The sequence below is a fragment of the Staphylococcus sp. MB377 genome, from assembly GCF_001922505.1.
Classification (GTDB): Bacteria; Bacillota; Bacilli; order Staphylococcales; family Staphylococcaceae; genus Staphylococcus; species Staphylococcus haemolyticus.
On the sequence record NZ_MAON01000061.1, the window covers coordinates 1 to 24878 of the forward strand.

A 24878-nucleotide genomic window follows, 5' to 3' on the forward strand; every position below is an offset into this window, starting at 1 on the left:
ATTTAGCAGTAAAATGACTGTCACATGATTTACAATAAAATCTTTGTTTTTGAAGTTCTAAATAAGCGGGCATTTCCATAATTTTAAGTAAAGTAATCGTTGAGGTTTTCTTACCATTTTTTACTATTGAGAAATTTTCATTTTTAGTTGAACAATTTTCACAATGTGTAGGTTGATAAGTGAGCTCGGCATAGTAAAATAAGCTCATTCGTCCTTTATGTTTTTTCTCAATCACTTCATCTGAAAAATTTAGATTTTTATCTTTAATTCTTAATGTATTTAATATAGACTTACACATAGGCGCATTACCTTTCTTTTTTATTTTGTGTGGTAACTAATAATTATAGAGGTAATTGCGCCATTTTTGTATTCAAACATAAAAAGTATAGTCATTTAACAAACAATGAATGATGATGCTAAAGAAAATTTTGAGAAGTATATTAAGAATGTATTTTAAAGTGTACTTGACCAAAATTTGACCAATTTTAATTTCTTCACAAAAATGGTCAAGTAAATTTAACTTTTCAAACATAAAAAAGAAGCTAAGGCAAGTGCCTTAACTCCTTGTATCCCTAAGTCTTTCCCCTTTTTGCTTAGCGATTAGTATTGTTTCATGTATTGATCGCGTTCCCATTCAGACACTTGAGTTCTATAATAATCCCATTCAATTGATTTAGAGTTAATAAATTGGTTGTAAATGTGATTACCTAACGCTTTTTTAACTGTGTCATTTTCGCGCATAGCTTTTAATGCAGTGTAAAGTGTTGAAGGTAAATCTTGGATACCTACAGCTTCACGTTCTTCACGGTTCATTTCATAAATATTTTGGTTGACTGGTTCTGGGACTTTAGTTTTGTTCTTAATACCATCCAAACCAGCTTGTAGGATTGTTGCTAATGCCATGTAAGGGTTAGCAGCTGGGTCAACTGAACGTACTTCAATACGAGTTGATAAACCTCTTGAAGTAGGTACACGTACTAATGGAGAACGGTTTTTACCACTCCAAGCAATGTAACATGGCGCTTCGTAACCAGGTACTAAACGCTTATATGAATTAACTAATGGGTTACATACTGCTGTAAATCCACGTGCATTATTTAAGATGCCCGCAGTAAAGTGATAAGCATCTTCAGTTAATTGGTCTTTACCGTTTGGATCAAAGAATGCATTTTCTTTCCCTTTGAATAAAGATACGTTGAAGTGCATACCACTTCCATTTACACCAAATAATGGTTTTGGCATAAATGTCGCATGTAAATTATGTTTACGTGCAATTGTTTTAACAACTAATTTAAATGTTTGAATGTTGTCACATGCTGAAATTGCATCTGCATATTTGAAGTCAATTTCGTGTTGACCTGGTGCTACTTCATGGTGACTTGCTTCGATATCAAAGCCCATATCTTCTAATTCAAGGACGATGTCACGACGACAATTTTCACCTAAGTCAGTTGGTGCTAAGTCGAAGTAACCACCATTATCATTTAATTCTAATGTTGGTTCACCTTTTTCATCTAATTTGAATAAGAAGAACTCTGGTTCAGGCCCTAAGTTGAAATCTGTATAGCCCATATCTTCCATTTCTTTCAACACACGTTTTAGGTTGTTACGTGGATCACCAGCAAATGGTTCACCGTCAGTAGTATAAACATCACAAATTAAACGAGCTACTTTACCTTGACCGGCAGTCCATGGGAAGATAACCCAAGTATCTAAATCTGGGCATAAATACATGTCAGATTCTTCGATACGTACGAAACCTTCGATTGAAGATCCATCAAACATCATTTCATTATCTAACACTTTTTCTAATTGGCTTACTGGAACTTCAACATTTTTAATTGTGCCTAAGATATCAGTGAATTGTAATCTTAGATATCTTACGTTTTCTTCTTTTGCAAATTTACGAATGTCATCTTTACTAAATGTACGTTTAGGCATGGTAGAAATCCTCCAAAAATTTATTTAATAAACCGTGATAAATCGCCACGATTTATTGGCAAAGCTTCACCAGGTGGTTTCTGCGTTGCGTCTACAATCATTCTTTTTCTAATCTCTTGCTCATCTGATGTTAAATGCCCTTGATTATTAGTTATGATTTGTTTAATTCCTTTAAGGTTAAATCCCTTCTCAATCAAAGATTTAATTTCGAGGAGACGTTCTAAATCATTTAACGAGAATAATCGCTTATTTCCTTCTGTACGCTCGGGCATGACAAGTTCATGTGTTTCATAGTAGCGGATTTGTCTTGCAGTAAGTTCTGTTAATTTACAAACAACACTCATAGAGAACACGGCCATATTACGTCTGATTTTATCGTTAGACATTAATAACCTCACCTCTACTTTTGAACTTGATACTAATTTAGCATAGTTTAAAGCGTATTACAAAAATATGTCAGGTTTTCTTACATGTGATTTCAAAAGCTATATTTAATTGTAATTACAAGGTCTTTTATACCAGGTAATTTATATTGAATTATAAATTTTTCAAAAAATCCCTACTCAATTCAAGTAGGGATACATTTTTCTATATCAAGTTTTGTTCTTTTAAATAAGTAACTGCACGTGTAACAGCTAATTTAACATGTTCATATGTTAATCCGCCTTGTACATAAGCTTCATACGGTGGTCTAATAGGTCCATCTGCAGACAATTCAATTGAAGACCCTTGAACAAAAGTACCGGCTGCCATAATGACATCATCTTCATAACCAGGCATATAGCTTGGTTCTGGACTAAAATGAGCATTAATTGGTGAAGCATGTTGAATACTTTGGCAAAATGCTATCATTTGTTCTTTAGTATCAAATTGGACAGTTTGTATTAAATCAGTACGTTTAACATTATATTTAGGAACTGTTTTCATTTTCATTTTTTCAAGGAGTAAGCTTGTAAATAATGCACCTTTCAAACTTTGACTAACTACGTGTGGTGCTAGGAAGAATCCTTGATACATTTCTTGTAATGAATATAAAGAAGCGCCGGCCTCTTTACCGATACCAGGAGCTGTTAATCGATAACCACAACGTTCGATTAAATCTTTACGTCCGGCTATATAACCACCAATCTTAGCTAGACCACCGCCTGGGTTCTTGATTAGTGAACCTGCTATCAGATCTGCACCAACTTCAATAGGTTCACGTTCCTCGACAAATTCTCCATAACAGTTATCTACAAAAACAGTGACGTTCGGATATTGTTTTTTAATTGCATGAATAGCTGATTCAATTTCGTCAATAGTGATTGAAGGTCTTTGGTCGTATCCTTTGGAACGTTGAATTGCCACTACTTTTGTTTTGTTTGAAATGGTTTCAATTGTAGTATTTATATCTATTTGTCCATCTTTTAAAGGGACTTCTTTAAATTCGACACCATGTTCTTTCAAGCTTTCAATGCCATTTCCATTTACCCCTATAACTTCAAGCAACGTATCATATGGACTTCCAGTAATATATAATAATTCATCTCCGTATTTAAGTGTACTTTGAAGTGCTAGAGTAATCGCATGTGTACCAGAAATGATTTGCGGGCGCACAATAGCATCTTCAGCTTTAAAAGTATGTGCATAGATTTCTTCCAAATGGTCCCGACCAAAATCATCATATCCATATCCTGTACTTCCAACTAAATCACTCTCGGTAGCTTTAACGTAATGAAAAGCATTCAGAACTTTTTCCTGATTACTATATGCAATTTCTTCTATTTCTTTAAAATATGGTACCAACGTCTTCTCTACGTCTTTAACCATTGATGTAATATCTGACATTTTCATATACTTCCTTTTATCATTTTTTATATCCAGTAATGACGTAAGTTTCATTTTCAGCATCAAAATTCATTTCTTCTATGAGTGTATGCTGCTTTAAGAAATAAAGTCTATCTGCGTTTGTACTAGGGACAATCTCTTCATAGAAACTCAGTGTTGATTTAACTTGATCTATTAAAAATGCCTTTACTTTTAATTTATCTTCTTCATCACGGCTAGAGACAAAGATGGATGTAGACGCAGGTAATGGTTTATCATCACTATCACCACATTGATCCTTCTTATTAAATATAACCGCTTGTGGTATTTGATTCATATCTAAATCATTAATCAATTGATTTACTGTATCATATTGAGAACGGTATTCTGGATGGCTTGCGTCAACAACATGTAATAATAAATCTGCACCTTTTGCTTCTTCTAAAGTTGATTTGAAGGCGGCAATCAAGGTCGTTGGTAACTTTTGAATGAAACCTACAGTATCTGAAATAATTAAATTAAATCCATCATTTATTTGAATTTGACGTGTTTTAGGATCTAATGTTGCAAAGAGTAAATCTTTTTCAAAGGTTCCTTCGCCAGATAATACATTAAACCATGACGATTTCCCCGCATTCGTATAACCAACGAGTGCAATCTGAAAGACTTGATTTTGTTCACGTTTGCTACGATAACGTTCCCTGTGTTCCACTACAGTTTTTAATTGATGTTTAATTTCATTCATACGTGTTCGAATATGACGTCTGTCCATTTCTAACTTCGTTTCACCAGGACCACGTGTACCTATGCCACCACCTAGTCTTGATAAACTCTTACCATGTCCTTGAAGTCTTGGCAATAAATAATCTAATTGCGCTAATTCGACTTGTAATTTACCTTCGCGACTGCTAGCTCTTAAGGCAAATATTTCTAAAATCAATTGTGTTCTATCGATAATTTTAATGCCCAAATTATCATTTAATGTTTTTGATTGAGCGGTAGTTAACTCATCATTCGTTACTACGACGTCTATATCATGGAATTCAATAAAAGCTTTAAGTTCATCAATCTTACCTTTACCAACGTAATATTTATGATCGACTTGTTCTCTATTTTGAGTAACTTGTCCTTTAACATCTAGCTGACAAGTTAAAGATAGAGCTTCTAATTCTTCCATCGTTGAATCAAAATTAAATTCGTTATCATTTTGAGCATGTACACCGACTAATACAGCAGTTTCCAATTTTTTCTTTGTTTCATGAGTAATTTGCTGAGTCATGTTATACATCTCCTTCTTATATGTTTCTCAAATATTCTATCATAGTGTCTATGCAAAGACTATCCACTAAAATTATGTTACATTAAACTTATATCGAAAGGGTGATACTATGGAAAATATATATGATTTTGTTGTACAAAAGTCCAATGGTGAAGATTATAAATTAGAAGAATACAAAGGCAAAGTAATGCTAATCGTTAATACTGCTAGTGAATGTGGTTTCACGCCACAATTTGAAGGCTTACAAGCATTGTATGAAAAATACAAAGACCAAGGTTTTGTGATATTAGGTTTTCCATGTAATCAATTTGGTGGCCAAGAACCTGGTTCAGGTGCAGAAGCTAATCAAAACTGTAAAATTAATTACGGTGTGACTTTCCCTATCCATGAAAAAGTAGATGTCAAAGGTGAAAATCAACATCCTTTATTCCGCTACTTAACTGATGCAGCTAAAGGAATGTTAAGTGAAAAAATCAAATGGAACTTCACTAAATTCTTAGTTGATCGTGATGGTAACGTTGTAAGCCGTTTCTCACCTCAAAAGAAACCAGCACAAATCGAAAAAGATATTGAAAAATTATTATAGATATTGTTTTAATACAATAAAAAGCTTCATTATAGAGTGAAATAGCAACTCTATAATGAAGCTTTTTATATTACAAACATTCCTCTATTTGTCAAAAGTGCTAAAATTTGATGAGTTTATTACAAGTTACACTTTCATTAAGACCGTTGTCTACGCTCTTAAGAACTTGCAACGTTGCACTTTAATTACAACTTATTCTTCACTATTTACTGATTCTTCAGAATCTGAAATTTCAGTCTCTACAGTAAATGTGCTGATCGCATGTTTGTATATCAAATGTTGTTTACCTTGAGAAACTAAACTTACAACATATTTGTCAAAGTCTTCAATAACACCTTTCATTTGAAAGCCGTTTAAAAAGAAAACTGTAACTTCTGTTTGTTGTGATTTAAAGTTATCTAGTGCTTGATCTTGGATGTTGTGGTTTGCAATCATGTTTAGAACTCCTTTTATTTATTTGGGTTGTAATCTCATCTAACATCATTTGAAGTGGCATTGTCTCTCTATTAAACCATTGAACAGTCAATTTATTCTTGAACCATGTCAATTGTCGCTTAGCATATTGTCTAGAATGTTGTTTTAACGTTTCAACTGCTTGGTCTATTGATGACTCACCATTCACAACAGGTACCAGCTCTTTATAACCAATTGCTTGCATACTTTGAGTAGATTCATAACCCTGTTCTACTAGATTCTTCACTTCATTAAATAATCCGTGGCCCAACATAATATCTACACGTTTATTTATTCTTGAATATAATGTTTTGCGCGACATTTCAATCCCTATTAATAATGTATCATAATTTTCTGTAAATTGTTGTACTTTCTTGCGAGAACTTATAAGTTTTTTTGTATTTAAGTAATATTCAATCGCTCTAAGCACTCTTTTTCTATTATTTGGATGTATGTCTTTAGCAGATTGTGGATCAAATGTAGCTAAATAATCATGCACTTCTTGATTAGTTAATTGTTCTAATTTTTGTAATTGTATCTGTGTTTTCTGTTCAACTTCTTTTGAAACTGTCTCATCATCAAAAGGATAATCATATATTAACGATTGTATATATAACCCTGTTCCTCCTGCTATGATCGGTATCTTTCCTCTTGAAGTTATATCTTCTATTAGTGCTTGAGCTCGTAATTTGAAATCGTACACAGAAAATGAGTCATCTGGATTTAAAATATCAATCATATAATGAGGAATTCCATCCATCTCTTCATTAGTAACTTTAGCTGTACCAATGTCCATTTGTTTATAAACTTGCATGGAATCCCCACTAATGATTTCACCGTTAATTTGTTTAGCAAGTTCAATACTTAACTCTGTTTTACCTGATGCAGTTGGACCTACTATAACTACTAAAAACGGTTTATTGACGTTACTCAATAGTTATCCCTCACTTTATTTTTTTCTTTAACACTTGTTTTTGGATCCATTCAAACATATGACTCCAAATCATTTCTTTTTCATCTTCAAATAAAATTTCATGTCTTCTATTAGCATATAGTTGGACTGTTATATGATTTATTCCAGCACGTTTGAATTTCTTTCCTAATTTACGTATACCTTTCCCATAATCTCCAAATGGATCATCCTTACCAGAAATTAGAAGTATTGGTAATAGTTCATTCATTTTTTTAAGTTGATTATTATTAGCTGTACGTATCATATTCTTAACGGTTTGGTAAATTAATTGGTTTGACACTAAGAAACCAGTGTAATCATCCTTAACAAATTTTTTAATTTCATCGCGTTTAGATGATAGCCAATCACTACTTGTTTCAGGTTGGTCTATCTTTTTATTAAACGATTTATAAACAAATTGATTTACCCATTCTAGGCAACTGCGCTTCCCAAAAATTAAAGTTATTAATTTTAAAACGATGATGGCTGGAATCCCTTTATATTTTGGATATTGACCAGTACCAGTGAGAATTAAACCTTGCGCAATATCTGGATATTTCTCTACAAATAAACGCGCAATAATTGAGCCCATTGAATGTCCCAAAACGATATATGGAATATTGTTATCTGAACCGTGAAGTGTTTGAGCTATTTCATATGCATCTTGTGCAATGATATTCATTTCATCGTAATGACCTCTTTCGTTTTCATCAATATCAATACCATGCCCTCGATGATTATGTCGAATAACATCATATCCTTGATGTGTTAAAGCTTGCACAAGTGCTTCATATCGATCCATATGCTCAGCCATACCGTGAAAAATATGGACGACACCAAATGTTGCAATCTTAGCCTTATCTACTTTTACTTCAATCATAGTGCCGTCTTCAACGGTAATTTTGAATGATTGTTGACTCACGCATATGCCTCCTTGTGAAATTATAACTTAATCCTTAAAGCTTATATTCTTTTTAATATACCTTTCATTCTTAATGTTATCAAATTGTTAGACTCATTTTAACAACTAAAGCTTTATAACATAAAATTACTTTATTTTATAAAAAATGAACTGAGATGAGCTTCATATTTAAGCTCCCTCAGTTCAGATATTAACTGCGAATTTGAAGTTTAAAATTAATTTACTAGTTAGTTAGCAGTATCATATTTGAATTTAATCAAAAATGTTAAATTTCAAAACATAAATACTAAATTTATTTTAATACTGCAAGTTGTTCATTTCCACGAGTTGCTTCTTCAATTGCAACATTAATTTCTTTAGTAAATTCGTTTTGTTGACTTTGTGTATAATTTAGTAATTTAGCAAGTTCTTCAACAACTGCATCTTTATATTGTTTAACTTCATTCATATTGAAATAAAGTTTACCAGATCTGCGAATTAAGAAATCCGTTGGTTTAAACACCATTTCATTTTGTACACTATATACTAACTCAACGTACAATTCTAATGGTAAATTTAAATCTTTGTCTTGTGCAATTTGTGCGATGTTAAATAGTTTATCTACGTTAGAACCATATTTAGAAGCTAAACGTTTGGCAACTTCGGCTTGAAGTCCAATCGCTTTACCTTCTTCAACTTTGCGTTCCACGAAACTTTCAAAGTTAGCGCTACCACCTACATCACCACCAGAAATTGGTGTATGTTTTGTTTTACATTCAGCAAATGTCAATTTATATTCTTGTTTCAAGCGCTTAGCTAATAAATCTACGATTTCAAGCGCCATATGACGATAACCTGTTAATTTACCACCAGCGATTGTTAATAAGCCTGATTTACCTTCCCAAATTTCATCTTTACGTGAAATTTCAGAAGGGTCTTTTCCATCTTCTAAAATTAAAGGTCTAACTCCTGCCCAAGTTGATTCGATATCTTCATCTTTCACATTAACATCTGGGAACATATAGTTAATCGCATCAATTAGATAATCTCTATCTTCCTGTGTTGTTAAAGGTTTTGTTTTGTCATTATCATAGAAAGTATCTGTAGTTCCAACGTATGCTTTACCTTCACGTGGAATTGCAAAGATCATTCGACCATCTTTTTCAGTGTCAAAATAAACAGCTTGTCTTAATGGAAACTTAGATTGATCAATGACTACATGGACACCTTTAGTTAAACGTAATTGTTTATTGTTACGTGTATAATCTTTTTTACGAACTTCATCTACCCAAGGGCCTGCTGCATTAATAACTTTTTTAGCGTTAATTTCATACATTTCACCAGTAAGTTGATCTTGAACTTCAATACCTCTTACTTTTGATTTAGAATCGTAAATGAAATCTGTAGATTTCGTGTGATTTAAAATCTCTGCACCATTTTCTTCAGCACGTTTCATAACTTCAATTGTTAAACGTGCATCATCAGTACGGTATTCAACGTAATAACCGCCACCTTTAAGTCCATCTTTTTTTACCAATGGCTCTTTATTTAATGTTTGTTTTTTGCTTAACATTTTCTTGCGTTCATATTTTTTTACGCCTGCTAAACGATCATAAGCAGTTAAACCTAAATTAGTTGTGAATTTACCAAACGTTCCGCCTTTGTGCATTGGTAATAACATCCATTCAGGAGTAGTTACATGAGGGCCATTTTCATAAACAATCGCACGTTCTTTACCCGTTTCAGCTACAACTTTGATTTGAGCTTGTTTTAAATATCTTAAACCACCGTGAACAAGTTTAGTAGAACGAGAACTTGTACCTTGAGCAAAATCTTGCATTTCTACTAAAGCTACTTTCATTCCTCGTTGAGACGCATCTAATGCAATACCTGCACCTGTAATACCGCCACCTATAATAACGACATCGTATTCTTCATTTTGTAAATTTTTCTTAATCACTTCTCTATTTAATGTTGATAAAGCCATAAATATACCCCTCCGATATTTTATATATGCGAAAAAGAGAGACCTATCCATACAGAATCAAACTGTATGTAACAGGTCTCTCAAATCTCGACTGATGTATTAACTTAATTTAATCATATCACACTTCAATAAACTAAGCCATGTTTAGAGATTAATCTTCCAATTTAAAGACCTGAGTAGCTTCAACTGCTTTTTTCCAACCTTTATACAACTTAGTTCTGTCTTCTTCAGACATCTGTGGTGTAAATTCTGTTTCTAATTGCCATCTATTTGCTATTTCATCTTTACTATCCCAGAAACCAACAGCTAATCCTGCTAAATAAGCTGCACCTAATGCTGTCGTTTCTTGTATTTCAGGGCGTTCTACAGCAGTATTTACAATATCAGCTTGGAATTGCATGATAAAGTTATTTTTAACTGCGCCACCGTCAACACGTAAATTGTTCACTTCAATCTTAGAGTCTTTAGACATAGCTTCCATAACATCACGAGTTTGATAGCATAAAGATTCTAAAGTCGCACGAATAAAGTGTTCTTTTTCAGTACCGCGACTTAAACCAAATATAGCACCTCTAGCTTCTGAATCCCAATAAGGTGTACCTAATCCTACAAATGCTGGTACGAAGTAAACATTATCTGTAGAATCAACACGTGTAGCATAATTCTCTGATTGAGGTGCAGAATTTATAATTCTTAATCCATCACGTAACCATTGAATTGCTGAACCTGAAACAAAGATAGAACCCTCAAGTGCATAATTGACTTTACCGTCTAAGCCGTATGCAATAGTAGTTAACAACCCACTTTCAGATTTAACTGGGGCTTCACCAGTATTCATTAACATAAAGCCGCCTGTACCATAAGTATTTTTAACATCTCCACGTTCGAAACAAGCTTGTCCAAATAGTGCTGCTTGTTGGTCACCAGCAATACCTGAAATCGGTACCTCTTGACCGAAGAAATGATAATCTTTAGTGTGAGCGTAAATTTCACTAGATTCTTTAACTTCCGGTAATAATTGTTTAGGTACATTTAATAAATCAAGTAGCTCATCATCCCATTTTAAATCGTAAATATTATACATTAAAGTACGACTAGCATTTGAATAATCTGTAATATGTGCTTCTCCACCAGATAACTTCCAAACTAGCCATGTATCAATTGTACCGAATAATAAATCACCATTTTCAGCTTTTTCTCTAGCTCCATCAACATTATCAAGAATCCATTTAACTTTTGTACCAGCGAAGTAAGGATCTAACAATAATCCAGTTTTATTGCGGAATGTTTCTTCATGACCTTGTTCCTTTAATTCATGACAAATTGATTGTGTTTGACGGGATTGCCAAACAATTGCATGGTATATTGGACGTCCAGTATTTTTATCCCAAATAACTGTAGTTTCACGTTGGTTGGTAATTCCAATACCCTCAATTTGGTCAGCATTAATTTCATTTTCATTTAATACTTCAGTCATAACTGCTAATACTGAAGTCCAAATTTCATTAGCATCGTGCTCTACCCAACCTGATTTAGGGAAGTATTGCTTAAATTCTCTTTGTGCAACACCTTTAATATCGCCTTCTTTATCAAATAGAATGGCTCTTGAACTTGTTGTTCCTTGGTCAATCGACATGATGTATTTTTCCATAAATTTTCTCCCTTTCTGATATGTGAATAAAAACATTTATTTTTTAATTTTGAATAATAAGGAAGTGTACTATATGTATAGCACTTTTCCAAAAAAATTAACCACTAATTTAAGATATTTATTAAATTAATAAATAGACTCAATATCATTTGATTTATTAGATTTGTTTAAAACTAAACCTAATACTAATGTTGCTATTACTAGTAAAATACCTACCGCACAAATTAAATCAAATTGACCTTTATAAAATACTTTATAAATAACTGCTCCAAGCATACCTCCAGCTATAGGTCCTAATACAGGTACTATCGCGTATCCCCAATTAGAACCACCTTTACCTGCAATTGGTAATATAGCATGAGCGATTCTTGGTCCTAAATCACGTGCTGGATTAATTGCATATCCAGTCGGACCACCTAAGCTTAAGCCAATAGCCACGATTAAGCCACCAACAATAAGTGGATTCATTCCATCTGCAATTTTATTTACACCGATAAATAAGATACCTAAACATAAGATTGCTGTACCAATAATCTCACTTAAAAAGTTTGCAAAATAATTCTTAATAGCAGGTGCTGTAGAGAATACACCTAACTTTGCACCCTGATCTTCAGTTGCCTTCCAATGTGGTAAATACATTAACCAAACTAATACACCGCCAAAGATACCTCCAAGCATTTGACAGATAATATAGCCAGGTACTTGAGCCCAACTAAAACTTCCATCCATCGCTAAAGCAATTGAAACCGCTGGATTTAAATGTGCACCTGAAAATTTACCAACTGCGTAAGCGCCCATTGACACGGCTAATCCCCAACCTGCTGCAATTACTATCCAATCAGAATCCTGTCCAGCACTTCGCTTTAAATTGACGTTGGCACAAACGCCACCACCGAAAAGGATAAGAATAGCAGTACCAATAAATTCTGCTAAATATACATTCATGACGAATCCTCCTATAAGACAAAAAGATTCCTACAAAAGCGCTAATAAAGGCATTGCAGAAATCTCTTCGTCTCTTAATCTAATATTAACTTGTTTAAATAATACAAAAAGTTTGTAAGCGTTGTCAATACTTTTGTTAAAAATTTGTCACATTTAAATTGTTTGAAAAATTGTTATGATCGTTTTTTTAAGATTTTAAATTACAGCAAAATTGTTTACGATGATATCTACCATAATAAACGATTGCTTGTTGTAACGTAACTTGCCCCGCTATCAAGTGCTTGAACAATTTCACTTTCTTCATTAATTAAACCACCTGCTATAACTTTTGAAGGGGTTTCTTCATCAATAATTTTAACTATTTTATGTGCAATCCCAGGTAATACTTCAACGAAATCTGGTTCAACCTTCTTAATTAAGTTGATGCTTCTACTTAATGCTTGGCTGTCTATAATAAACACCCTAAAAATCGTTAACTTATTTAACGATTTAGCCTTCTGAATTACTTTAGATTTGGTAGAAACGATCCCTTTAGGATTATAAGTTTGAATTATATACTCACAAGCAAATTCATCGACAGCCATTCCTTTAATTAAATCAATATGAATATAAGTTTCAATTTGATTCGCTTTAAGCAAAGCCATAACACTTTTCAAATGACCGATATGCATATCTAATAATATGCACATCTTATAATCTGTTTTTATTAATTTCTCTAAATCTTTCATGTTGCGTATCGCTGGTAAAACATATTCCTTCATGCGGCATTTTCCTCTCTACATTACACGTTTAAATAGTTTTTCAAGTTCATAATTTGAGAAATTGATAATTATAGGTCTGCCATGAGGACAAGTGAATGGATCTTCTGCTTCACGTAACTGATCTATCAAATCCGCCATTTCATTATTTTTTAAATAATGATTTGCTTTTATTGATTTTTTGCAACTCATCATGATGGCAGCATCTTCACGCATTTTTTTAACATTTACTTTTTTATCGTTTAATACTAACTCAACCATATCTTGAATAATTTCTTCAGCTTCAGCTTTTGGGAACCAAACTGGGTAACTATTAACGATATAATCATGACCGCCAAAGTGCTCTAAATGAACACCCACTTTGTCTAATTCATCTTGATATTGATCAATAATCATTTGTTCATCTTTTGAAAAGTGGAATGTTAGGGGTATTAATAAATCTTGAACTTCATTAGTCACTTCGCCAATTTTTTCTCTAAAATATTCATATTTGATACGTTCTTGTGCAGCATGCTGATCTATCATAAACATGCCATTCTCATTTTGAGCAATAATATAAGTGCCATGCACTTGTCCTACGACTTCCATATATGGAACGCGTCGAGATGGTGTGTTACTCACTTTACCTTTAATATCATTATTATCTTGCTGACTGTATAATGTTTGATAAGATTTCGATGACGCTTCATCACTATTGTTTTGTTCAGTTACAACTTCTTCTGAATCGTTTGTAGATTCGTCATTTAATGATGATGCATCACCTTTGTCTAAATCATTCAAAATTTCTTTTTGAATTTGGAAGTAATCTTTGTCATCTGAACGTTTATTATTATGTACGAAGCTTTCCGTACTTTCATTAATTAACTCATTATTATCTAAATTTGGATTTTGTACTTCAGATTCACTCATATCATAATATTGAGAATTTGTTTTGTCTTGATTAGAGTTACGCTGCCTTCTTTCAAAGTCTAATTTTTGTTGTTTAAATTGATTTAAGACTTTATTTTTTTTAGGCGTTCTATCCAAATCGTTCTGTGGAATTAAAATTCTATCCTTGAATGCATAACGTATTTTCTCAACTATTAATTGATACAATTGCTCTTCCTTAGATAATCTGACTTCTAATTTAGTTGGATGGACGTTCACATCTACTAATATAGGATCCATTTCTATGTTTAAATAACATATCGGGTAGCGTCCTATTGTCAGTAATGTATGATAACCTTCAATAATAGCTTTATTTAGTACAAAATTTTTAATATATCTTCCATTTATAAAAATTGATATATAATGTTTGTTACTTCTTGAGTGTTCTGGCTTAGCCACAAAGCCCTCAAGGTGATAATCGCTTGTATCACCTTGAATGTGCACTAAATCTTTAGCTACTTTAATACCATAAATCTCTGCCATAACCTCATTTGTTTTACCTGAACCATTCGTTTTTAATAACGTTTTTCCATCAGATATTAATGAAATCCGTATATCAGGATGACTCATTGCCATCCGATTCACAATATCTGTAATTTTACCTAACTCTGTGTATAAGCTTTTAATATATTTTAAGCGAGCTGGTGTATTGTAGAAAAGTGATGAAACAGTAATATCTGTACCTTTTTTAGCTTTAGCAGGTTTACGACTTAAAATCTCTCCGTTTTCTGCATAGATTTCATATCCATTTTCTCTATCAGTGCAAGTTTTAAGTGTGACTTTAGCAACTGAAGATATACTTGCTAATGCCTCTCCACGAAATCCTAACGTTCTGATATGAAATAAATCGTCATCGTCATCTAATTTACTCGTGGCATGTCTATGAAACACTAAATCTAAATCATCTTGTTCTATTCCAGTACCATTATCTACTACTCTAATTGAGGATATACCTGATTGTTCTACCTCAATATTAATTTCTGTCGATTTAGCATCGATTGCATTTTCTAGCAATTCTTTCACAACTGAGCTTGGACGCTCTACTACTTCGCCTGCTGCTATTTTATTAGCTAAAGAGGTTTGTAGTTCTTTAATTTTGCCCATTTTCAAACACCTCTATCTCAATTGGTTTTGTAATTCACTTAGTTTTAGTAATGCTTCAATAGGCGTCATGTTTGATATATTAAGATTTTTAATCTGTTCCTCAATTTTACTAGTCATTGTTTCTGAATCAAATAAATCGAAAGAAGCTTGCTCAAATTCATTCTCATTTGCATACTTTGTTGTTTGAGACTTTTTATCATTGTTATTTGCATTTTGTGCGTCATCATCTGCAAACCCTTCCACTGAGGCTGAATCTTTAAGAACAGTAATGTTAGAATACTCTTCATTATCAGAAGCCTTTTGACTTTGTTCAAAAGCATCTAATATAACTTGTGCACGGTTAATAACTTCATCTGGCAAGTTAGCTAGTTTCGCTACTTGAATACCATAACTATCATCTACAGCACCATCTTTTACTTTATGTAAGAAGATTAATTCACCTTGATATTCATCTGCAGCCACATGAACATTTTTAAGATTTGGTAGTTCTTGATCTAAAGTCGTAAGTTCATGATAGTGTGTTGAGAATAAAGTTTTCGCATGAGATGTTTGAGCAACATATTCAATCATTGCTTGAGCTAACGCTAGCCCATCATATGTTGAAGTTCCTCTACCAATTTCATCGAAGATTATTAAACTATCTTCTGTTGCGTAAGTTAATGCTTTTTGTGCTTCTAACATCTCTACCATAAATGTACTTTTTCCTGATACTAAATCATCTGCAGCACCTATACGAGTGAATATTTGATCAAATATTGGTAATTCTGCTTTATCACAAGGAACATAAGCTCCCATTTGAGCCATGATGCTTATGATTGCTACTTGTCTCATGTAAGTTGACTTACCAGACATGTTAGGACCAGTTATTAGATATATAAAGTTATCTTTATCTAATTTACAGTCATTAGGTACATAGTCATTGTAGTCCATCACACGTTCAACAACAGGATGGCGAGAGTTCTCTAAGCTTAGCGTTTTATTATCACTAAATTCAGGTTTAACATAGTTGTATTTTTGTGCAATTTCAGCAAAACTTTGTAGGCAGTCAAGTTCAGAAATGATTTTAGCCTGTTTTTGTAGTCTTTCAGTGTACGTTTTAATGTGTTCTCTTAGGCGAACAAATAGTTGATATTCAAGATCTACCGCTTTATCTTCTGCACCTAAAATAATATCTTCTTTTTCTTTCAATTCATCTGTAATGAAGCGTTCGGCATTGGACAATGTTTGTTTACGATGATAGCCAAATTTACTAGGTTCAAATCCTTGTAAATTTGCTCGTGTAATTTCTATAAAATAACCAAACACTTTGTTAAAACTAATTTTAAGAGATTTAATACCTGTACGCTCTCTTTCTTTAGCTTGTAATTGTGCTAACCAATCTTTTCCATTTTTAGAAGCTTCTAAGTATTCATCTAATTGTTTACTAAAGCCTTGTTTAAATAGACCACCATCCTTAATGGAAATAGGCGGTTCTTCGATTAAACTATCTTCTAACACTTGTAATAAGTCTTCTAATGGTTCAAGGGAACTAAATTGATATGATGCTACGTCATTCATACTTTCAAGTAAAGATTTAATATTAGGTATCTCTGAAATTGAATGTTTAAGTTGAATTAAATCACGCGCATTGACATTGCCATAACTGACACGGCCAACAAGTCTTTCTATATCATATACTTGATTTAAATATCCTCGTAATGTGTCTCTCTCAATAAAGTGATTCATGAATGATTCTACTACACTTAGTCTTTCTTCAATTCTTTCTTTATTGATTAATGGTCTGTCTATCCATTGCTTAAGGCGACGTGCTCCCATCGGCGTTTTAGTTTCATCCATTAACCATAAAAGTGTTCCTTTTTTAGATTTTAATCTAATACTTTCGGTTAATTCTAAATTTCTTTTAGCATAGTAGTCCATCTTCATAAAATCCACTGCAGCATACGTTATTGCAGTTTCTAAGTGAGACAAATCTCGTTTTTGAGTATGATAAACATAATCGAGTAATAGTTGTGTTGCTAGATACATATGATTATTAGTTAATTGATTCACTTCATAGCTTGCATCGGAAATAGATTCTCTAATTGTTATAGTTTCTGTAGTTAAATAGATTTGCTTTTTAAGATTTTCATCAATTTCTTGGTTAACAACGATTTCATTAGGATTAATAGTTACAATTTCATTAATCAATGTATCTTGATCTTCAATTTGAGTGGCTTTTAACTCTCCTGTAGAAATATCACAATAGCTAAGGGCGTAGTTACTATCTTGTTTAATGAAACTTAAAATGTAGTTATTTTGATTTTCATCCATACCACCTTGTTCCATGACTGTTCCAGGTGTTACAACTCTAACTACTTCACGTTTTACCATACCTTTAGTTTGTTTAGGATCTTCCATTTGTTCACAAATTGCTACTTTATAACCATTATTTATCAATGTTTCAATATAGCTATTAGCGGAATGATACGGAACGCCACACATAGGTATTGGATTCTCTTTTTTAGCATCTCTTTTAGTTAATGTAATTTCTAATACCCTTGACGCTTCTTTAGCATCTTCAAAAAACATTTCATAAAAATCGCCTAATCTGAAGAATAATAAGCAATCTTGATATTGCGATTTAATTTTTAAATATTGTTGCATCATCGGTGTCGTGTTAGACATATTTTCACAACCTTACTAATTTTTTCCGATTTATTACATGCTTTTAACTCATATATTTTAACATATGAAATGTTACAACGCTCGTGAGTTCATTTTATTGATGTTATTTATTTTTTAGAGTTTAGTTAAAAAATGATTCATCTTAATTTACAAATAAAAAAGATTATCACAACAAAATATAGAACACATACGTTTCATAAACGACTGTACTTTATTTTGGAATGATAATCTCAAATCAACTAAATCAATCTCTTATTTCCAAATTATTATTTTTTAAATCTATCTAGTAAACCTCTTTTTTTCAACATTATAAGTAAGAAATAACTAATAGCAGCTCCGATAAAACTTGAAATAATAAATGCTATCATTAAGGGTTTGACGAAGAAATCTTGCATACCTAAAACCCACGCCATTGGTATGCATAAAAGACTTCCTATAATGCCTGTACCAATTACTTCACCAACAGCAGCCATAAAGATATGTTTTCTATACATATAGAATACACTAGCCAATAGCACGCCAATCATACTTCCAGGAAATGCAAAAAAACTACCAGTACCAAATAAATTTCTTATGATTGATGAAATTAATGCTTGGGCTAAACCGTACCATGGCCCTACAAATACTGCACATAACACATTGATGAAATGTTGAACAGGTGCTGCTTTGACAGGACCTAAGGGTATGATAATAATACTGCTTAATACAACATTAGTGGCAATTAACAGTGCAGTAAGTGTCAATTTTCTATTGTTCATAGTGCTTATCCCTTTCTTCCATTAATCCTTATGTTCATCTTCATTATGTTCATTCAAACGATCTTCCATTGTGCTTATCATTAGTTGTAATAAATCATTTGCTTCATACTGAGCAGAACGAAATTCTTCCACTATTGGTAATTCATTAATTTCATGTTCTAGCGCTTCAATTTCATTTTCTGATTGTTGATAAGCATGTTGTTTCCCATAATTTTGAAAATTAACAGATTGCTTTTGTTGTTTTTTTAAGCGATTCATTTTACTTTCAATATTATGATTTTCATGAATTTGTTTCTCTATATTTTGATAAGATTTTATAAGATCTAAATTTTGAATTTTACTCGTGAGTTGATCGGCTTGTTTTAAAATATCATCTTTACTATACATTTAATTTGTCACCAATGGTGCATCGTTAAATTCTTTGAATGTACCATTTAATGAATATTGTTTTGTTTCATCAATTTCAACATTTACTAACTTACCGATTGCCTCACGTGGACCTTTAAAGTTAACTAACTTGTTCTTTTCGGTATAACCTGCTAAAACTGTATCATCTTTTTTACTTGAACCTTCACATAGAACAGTTACAGTTTTGCCTTCATATTGATTCATGGCTTTTTCTGAATAATGTCCTACTTTTTTATTTAAACGTTGTAATCGTTCTTTTTTAACGTCTTCAGGTACATTATCTTTCATTTTTGCGGCAGGTGTACCATCCCTTTGAGAGTATAAATACGTATAAGCGTGCTCAAATTGAACTTCGTCATATAGTGATAGTGTCTCTTCAAATTGTTCTTCAGTTTCGTTTGGATATCCAACAATGATATCAGTAGTTAAAGCTACATTAGGTATTGATTTTTTTATTCTATTAACTAGATCTAAATAACTTTCTCTTGTATATTTACGTCCCATAATTTTCAATACAGCATTATTTCCTGATTGCACGGGTAGATGGATATGAGGTACAATATTGCCACCTTTAGCTATTACTTCAATCATTCTATCTGTAAAATCCCATGGGTGACTAGTAGTAAAACGTACTCTTGGAATATCAATTTTGGAAATATCTTCTAATAAATCTCCTAATCCATACTCTAAATCCTTAATATCTTTACCATATGAGTTTACATTTTGACCAAGCAAAGTTATTTCTTTATAACCATCTCTCGCTAAACCGCGAACTTCTTCAATAATATCTTCTGGTCTACGACTGCGTTCTTTACCTCTAGTAAAGGGTACAATGCAATATGTACAGAATTTATCACAGCCATACATAATATTAACCCATGCTTTTGTACTACCTTCACGTACTTTAGGAAGGTTTTCAATAATGTCGCCTTCTTTAGACCAAACTTCGACAACCATTGCTTTAGATAGGTATGCTTCTTCTAAAATTTCAGGTAATTTGTGAATATTATGAGTTCCAAAAATCATATCCACATTTTGGTATGATTTAAGTATTTTATTTACTACTGACTCTTCTTGTGACATACATCCACATACACCAATTAATGCTTCTGGTCTATTCTTTTTTAAATGTTTTAAGTTACCAATTTCACTAAACACTTTATTTTCAGCGTTTTCACGAATCGCACATGTATTTATCAAAATAACGTCCGCTTCGTTGATATCTTCTGTGGCAGTATATCCTAAGGCTTGTAATATTCCTGCCATTACCTCAGTATCATGTGCATTCATTTGGCAGCCATATGTTTTTATTAAGAATGTGCGACCTTTGCCCATCCCTTCAAACTTGTCTTCTATATGAAAGTCACGATTATAATTTATATCTTGTTTTCCACGTTTACGTGCTTCTTTTAAACTAGGTGGTTGATAAATTTTTTCGAAATATTTACTATAATCTTTTTCTACTTTTCTATCGCGTTCATCAAGGATATTTATCGTACCAGCTTTTCTTTGTTCTTCGTTCACTTTAAAAAATTCCTTTCTATATGCCCTTATATCATTAGTTCATTATATTAAAATTAATAATAAAGTGCAAAAAGAGTTGAAATAGTTAATAAATTTGTCATTTAAAAAGTGGAATGGGGTGGGATAGAAATAATATTTTTACAATATTTATTTAGATATAATCTTAGCAAAGCAAGATTGACTAGCATTAAAAAAGCTTGTTATAGGTGTTTTTAGATCAGTCAACTACTGCCATTATAAAAAATATAGCCTAAGACACAGATTTATGTCTTAGGCTTATTTCATTTAACCTTTACTTACTCGTTATCATATTTTCCTGTTAACGTTTCAATTGTGATGCCAGCTGGTACATGGTAGAACTTAACTTGACTTATAATACTCGGACATTCTAATTCAACCATTCGTTCATGCAATTTTTGGATTAAAATTAAGCACTCGCTCATATCACCTTGAACTGTGGTCTCAAGCGGGCCAACTCTAAAATGCAATCCAGAATCATCAATAATTTTTATTGCCTCATCTACATAAGGTATAACGTCTTCATTGTTTGGCGTTTTCGGAACGATTTGAATACTCATTAATGTGTCTTGCATCAACAATCACCTCATTCAATATTATTACCTTAATTTTACCACGCCTTTATTTAACTTTCCTTAATTAATTGCCGAGTTAATTGCTTGGCCAAAATCATACATTTTATCATCCCAATTTGATTCATCCATTCTACTTTTACGATTAAACTTATTATTTTTAAATAAAGACTTTCTTAAACTAGATGTTAATTCTATTTGTACCCCAACTTCATTTTTGGTGCAATTAACTATATTATCATCTTGAACACCAGACATGTGACTCGGTGCTTCTTTAACTTCTACACCTATTTGATTTAATTCATTAGCAATACGCTCTTTTAATTGATTATCTTTACCACCGATATAAGCAACGTCTTCTTCACCAAGACATCCATGAATTGTCACAGCACGTTCACTAGATTTTACAAAGTTCATTGCGATATCATTATCATAGTTTATAGATGTCACATGCAATTCATTGTTTCCTTTTGTTCGAATACCGTTAAAGGCGAAATAATTAAATTGCCCTTCATTAGCAATGACCCTAGCAATTTCAGAAGTGGCTGGTTCAATTCCACCACCATGTATTGCCAAAATCGTTACGTCACTATCTCTATCTTCAGTAATTATCTCCCAATCCTCATTCTCAATTGTCTCATTTTGTAATTCTTTCATAGAATGATATTTATCCATTGTAAAAACCTCTCTTAAGTATAATGTTATTATTATTCTTTCCCATTTTATAAATTCTAATAAGTATTTAAATGATTTTTAACAATGATTACTTAAACTAAAATATTTTAATATTTTCTATACATCATTAAGCTATGGTGTTATTATTTTCCATAAAAAAATCTAAAGTTATAAAAAAACTCACTTCAAAACTTAAGGCGTTTTAAAGTGAGCTCATACAATTTCTATACAAATTGAGCAGTTAAGTTATTAAAATCTTCTTCTGTTATATGAATATCGCGTTTAGATAATGCACTTTCATTTAATTCTTCAATTTGAGACTCATATGATGGTGTTTCAGTATCTTGATATACAATACCTTTAACTAGTGATTCATGATCTAGAACAGTCTTCATTGCTAATTGTTTATCTGAAGTATCATAGCCTTCGATATCTTCTAAACTAGTTAAATGTTCTTTAAACCAATCATATGTATTTACTTTGTTGTATGTTACACATGGTGAAAAGACATTTACAAAAGAAAAACCATCATGGTTAATCGCATCCTCAATTAGTTTAGTTAATGCTTTAATATCACTAGAAAAGCCTTGTGCTACAAATGTAGCGCCTGATGATAAAGCTAATTCGAGTGGTGCAACATTCTTCTCGATATTACCTTTAGGGGTAGATTTAGTAACAAAACCTACTGCAGATGAAGGCGACGTTTGACCTTTAGTTAAGCCATAAATTTGATTATCCATAACAATATAAGTCATATTCATATTTCGTCTTAATGCGTGTATGGTATGACCCATACCAATAGCGTATCCATCGCCATCACCACCAGAAGCAATAACTGTTAAATCCTTGTTAGCCATTTTAACACCTTGCGCTAATGGTAAAGCACGTCCATGTATGCCATGTACACCGTATGAATTAATGTAACCAGATAGTCGTCCTGAACAACCTATACCAGTAATAATTGCTACTTCCTCTGGCTCTAACCCTACATTAGCTGCCGCCTTTTGAATAGCTGCTTGAACTGAGAAATCACCACAACCGGGGCACCAATTTGGCTTCACATTATTTCGAAAATCTTTAAATGTAGCCAATTATACCAACTCCTTACTTTCGCTTACTACTTTTTGTCCTTTAGATTCAATTTCATGAGGTAAGAAAGGTGTTCCATCATACTTAGTTTGATTTATTAATTTATTTTGAATAGTTGTATTCATTTTAAGGATATTTGAAAGTTGACCTTGATAATTATGTTCAACAACAATAACTCTAGATGCTTTATCGATAGCTGCTTGAATGACATCTTTCGGCATAGGATGTAGTTGTCGAATCTGCATTGTATTTACTTTTATACCTTGAGCATTTAGTCTTTCTGCGCCTTCTTGAATTGCACCTTTACTAGATATGAATCCTATAAATAGAATATCCGCTTCTTCATGATGCTCATCTAACTCAACAGGCTTTTCAATTAGTATATTTGATGTTTTACGCATTCTTTTTTCCATTTGTTGACGTCTATTTTCAGCCACTTCACTCGGTTTACCTTCTTCATTATGTTCAACGCCAGTTACATGGTGTATGCCACCTTTAACGCCTGGAATTGGTCTAGGTGATATTCCATTTCCTGTTAATGCATATCTTCTAAAGTATTGTTTATCGCCTTCTTCACGTTCAATATCAGATTGTAATAACTCGCCACGATGTATTTGAATTTTATTATAATCTAAGCGTTCGACTGTTTGTTTACCTAACGATAATTGTAAGTCACTCAATATAATTACTGGGCATTGATATTCTTCGGCTAAATTAAAAGCCTCAACAGTTAAATAGAATGCATCTTCAGCATCTGTAGGAGCAACTACTATTTTAGGTATATCTCCATGCGTACCATAAATCATTTGCATTAAATCTGATTGTTCTTGCTTGGTTGGTAAACCTGTAGATGGTCCACCACGTTGAGTATTAATAATGACTAAAGGTGTTTCAGTCATACCTGATAGGCCTATGGCTTCCATCATAAGTGATAAACCTGGACCAGCACTAGCAGTAAATGCTCTGACACCTGCATAATTAGCACCAATTGCCATATTGGCTGCAGCAATTTCATCTTCAGTTTGTACTACGGTACCGCCTACTTTTGGGACGTTTGCAATCATATATTCCATAATTTCAGATGCCGGTGTAATTGGATAAGCAGCCATGAAACGAGAACCAGCTGAAATCGCACCTAATCCAATAGCATCATTACCAATCATATATAAGTGTGGATTCTCTTCAGTCGTTTGTAGTTTGAAGTCTCCTTGTAAATCATTTAATTGTTCTTTCATCAATGTATAACCTTGATTTAGAGCTTCAATGTTCATTTCTACAACTTTTTCACCTTTTTTAGTAAACATATTAGTTATAAGGGTTTCAAATGTTGCAGTATCTAAATCCATGATTGCACATGTTGCTCCTATAGCAACCATGTTTTTCATTAATGCAGTACCTAATTCTTTAGCTGTGCTAGTAAAAGGTAATTCAATAAGTTGAGCACGACATTGTTCAGGTTTTGTCGGTTTAACTTTTGCATCAGCAATAATAATGCTATCTTCACGCATTTCATGATGATTCAATTCAATCGTTTCTTGATCAAAAGCCACTAGAATGTCTAAATCATCACTGATTGCATGTACAGGTGCAGTAGATACTCTAATTTTGTTATTAGTATGTCCACCTTTTATACGACTTGAGAAATGTCTATATCCATATAAATAATAACCTTTACGGTTCATTGCTGTGGCAAAGATTTCTCCAGTCGATTCGATACCTTCACCTTGTTGTCCGCCCACTTTCCATGATATTTGTGATTTCATATCATATGCCTCCTGTGGAATTAATTCATAATAAATCATAACAAAAATAACCACCGTCTTACTATGACAACAGTGGCAATTATTTAAATTCATACTAATGGACTATATTCATTCATC

At 32.6% G+C, this 24878-nt stretch carries 22 protein-coding genes; 1 reads left to right on the forward strand and 21 read right to left on the reverse strand.

The window, feature by feature from the left end; genetic code table 11:
* The 5 genes from BB045_RS10390 to hflX all read right to left on the reverse strand — a co-directional run.
* Window positions 1-298, reverse strand: a 298-nt coding sequence (locus BB045_RS10390; RefSeq protein ID WP_142236910.1) for a transposase family protein, incomplete at its 3' end; no start/stop codon positions are given.
* Between the two features lie 302 nt (window positions 299-600).
* Window positions 601-1941 (reverse strand): type I glutamate--ammonia ligase, encoded by a 1341-nt coding sequence (gene glnA, locus BB045_RS10395; protein WP_070439935.1) that lies wholly within the window; start codon window positions 1939-1941, stop codon window positions 601-603.
* Window positions 1942-1961: 20 nt separating this feature from the next.
* A complete protein-coding gene (locus BB045_RS10400) occupies window positions 1962-2327 on the reverse strand; it encodes a MerR family transcriptional regulator (protein ID WP_011275891.1) in 366 nt (121 codons plus the stop codon).
* A gap of 202 nt (window positions 2328-2529) precedes the next feature.
* Window positions 2530-3768, reverse strand: a complete 1239-nt coding sequence (locus BB045_RS10405; RefSeq protein ID WP_070439937.1) for a methionine gamma-lyase family protein — start codon at window positions 3766-3768, stop codon at window positions 2530-2532.
* A 19-nt stretch (window positions 3769-3787) separates the two neighbouring features.
* On the reverse strand, window positions 3788-5026 hold the full coding sequence (gene hflX / locus BB045_RS10410; RefSeq protein ID WP_070581172.1) for a GTPase HflX: 1239 nt from the start codon (window positions 5024-5026) through the stop codon (window positions 3788-3790).
* Window positions 5027-5135: 109 nt separating this feature from the next.
* Here hflX and BB045_RS10415 point away from each other — a divergent pair, with 109 nt between their 5' ends.
* Window positions 5136-5612, forward strand: coding sequence for a glutathione peroxidase (locus BB045_RS10415; protein WP_033079986.1), 477 nt, complete (start codon window positions 5136-5138; stop codon window positions 5610-5612).
* A gap of 192 nt (window positions 5613-5804) precedes the next feature.
* Here BB045_RS10415 and hfq read toward each other — a convergent pair whose 3' ends face one another.
* From hfq to BB045_RS10495, 16 genes are all read right to left on the reverse strand, one after another.
* Window positions 5805-6047 (reverse strand): RNA chaperone Hfq, encoded by a 243-nt coding sequence (gene hfq / locus BB045_RS10420; RefSeq protein ID WP_070439942.1) that lies wholly within the window; start codon window positions 6045-6047, stop codon window positions 5805-5807.
* On the reverse strand, window positions 6007-6999 hold the full coding sequence (gene miaA, locus BB045_RS10425) for a tRNA (adenosine(37)-N6)-dimethylallyltransferase MiaA (protein ID WP_075140744.1): 993 nt from the start codon (window positions 6997-6999) through the stop codon (window positions 6007-6009). Before miaA ends, hfq begins: the two co-directional genes overlap by 41 nt.
* 10 nt (window positions 7000-7009) lie before the next feature.
* A complete protein-coding gene (locus BB045_RS10430; protein ID WP_070439946.1) occupies window positions 7010-7939 on the reverse strand; it encodes an alpha/beta fold hydrolase in 930 nt (309 codons plus the stop codon).
* Between the two features lie 292 nt (window positions 7940-8231).
* Window positions 8232-9905, reverse strand: coding sequence for a glycerol-3-phosphate dehydrogenase/oxidase (locus BB045_RS10435; RefSeq protein WP_070678548.1), 1674 nt, complete (start codon window positions 9903-9905; stop codon window positions 8232-8234).
* A gap of 151 nt (window positions 9906-10056) precedes the next feature.
* Window positions 10057-11556: a glycerol kinase GlpK gene (gene glpK, locus BB045_RS10440; protein WP_070439950.1), complete on the reverse strand. Its 1500-nt coding sequence runs from the start codon at window positions 11554-11556 to the stop codon at window positions 10057-10059.
* 126 nt (window positions 11557-11682) lie between these two features.
* Window positions 11683-12501 (reverse strand): MIP/aquaporin family protein, encoded by an 819-nt coding sequence (locus tag BB045_RS10445; protein WP_011275900.1) that lies wholly within the window; start codon window positions 12499-12501, stop codon window positions 11683-11685.
* 227 nt (window positions 12502-12728) lie between these two features.
* Entirely contained in the window at window positions 12729-13262 is a 534-nt protein-coding gene (locus BB045_RS10450; RefSeq protein WP_075140745.1) for a glycerol-3-phosphate responsive antiterminator, read from the reverse strand.
* A 15-nt stretch (window positions 13263-13277) separates the two neighbouring features.
* Window positions 13278-15290: a DNA mismatch repair endonuclease MutL gene (gene mutL, locus BB045_RS10455; RefSeq protein ID WP_075140746.1), complete on the reverse strand. Its 2013-nt coding sequence runs from the start codon at window positions 15288-15290 to the stop codon at window positions 13278-13280.
* Window positions 15291-15302: 12 nt separating this feature from the next.
* On the reverse strand, window positions 15303-17954 hold the full coding sequence (gene mutS / locus BB045_RS10460; protein ID WP_070581169.1) for a DNA mismatch repair protein MutS: 2652 nt from the start codon (window positions 17952-17954) through the stop codon (window positions 15303-15305).
* A gap of 266 nt (window positions 17955-18220) precedes the next feature.
* The gene (gene thiW / locus BB045_RS10465) at window positions 18221-18712 is read right to left on the reverse strand and encodes an energy coupling factor transporter S component ThiW (RefSeq protein WP_011275904.1); all 492 of its coding nucleotides are present in this window, start codon (window positions 18710-18712) and stop codon (window positions 18221-18223) included.
* Between the two features lie 21 nt (window positions 18713-18733).
* Window positions 18734-19099, reverse strand: coding sequence for a YlbF/YmcA family competence regulator (locus tag BB045_RS10470; protein WP_070442360.1), 366 nt, complete (start codon window positions 19097-19099; stop codon window positions 18734-18736).
* Window positions 19100-20644, reverse strand: coding sequence for a tRNA (N6-isopentenyl adenosine(37)-C2)-methylthiotransferase MiaB (miaB, locus tag BB045_RS10475; protein ID WP_037537282.1), 1545 nt, complete (start codon window positions 20642-20644; stop codon window positions 19100-19102). It abuts the gene before it with no gap.
* 296 nt (window positions 20645-20940) lie between these two features.
* Complete coding sequence (locus BB045_RS10480; protein ID WP_011275907.1) at window positions 20941-21237, reverse strand: thiamine-binding protein; 297 nt, start codon at window positions 21235-21237, stop codon at window positions 20941-20943.
* 60 nt (window positions 21238-21297) lie between these two features.
* On the reverse strand, window positions 21298-21909 hold the full coding sequence (locus BB045_RS10485) for a poly-gamma-glutamate hydrolase family protein (RefSeq protein ID WP_070442354.1): 612 nt from the start codon (window positions 21907-21909) through the stop codon (window positions 21298-21300).
* 224 nt (window positions 21910-22133) lie between these two features.
* The gene (locus BB045_RS10490) at window positions 22134-23000 is read right to left on the reverse strand and encodes a 2-oxoacid:ferredoxin oxidoreductase subunit beta (RefSeq protein WP_037537287.1); all 867 of its coding nucleotides are present in this window, start codon (window positions 22998-23000) and stop codon (window positions 22134-22136) included.
* Window positions 23001-24761 (reverse strand): 2-oxoacid:acceptor oxidoreductase subunit alpha, encoded by a 1761-nt coding sequence (locus tag BB045_RS10495; protein ID WP_070442351.1) that lies wholly within the window; start codon window positions 24759-24761, stop codon window positions 23001-23003.
* Between the last annotated feature and the right edge of the window lie 117 nt (window positions 24762-24878).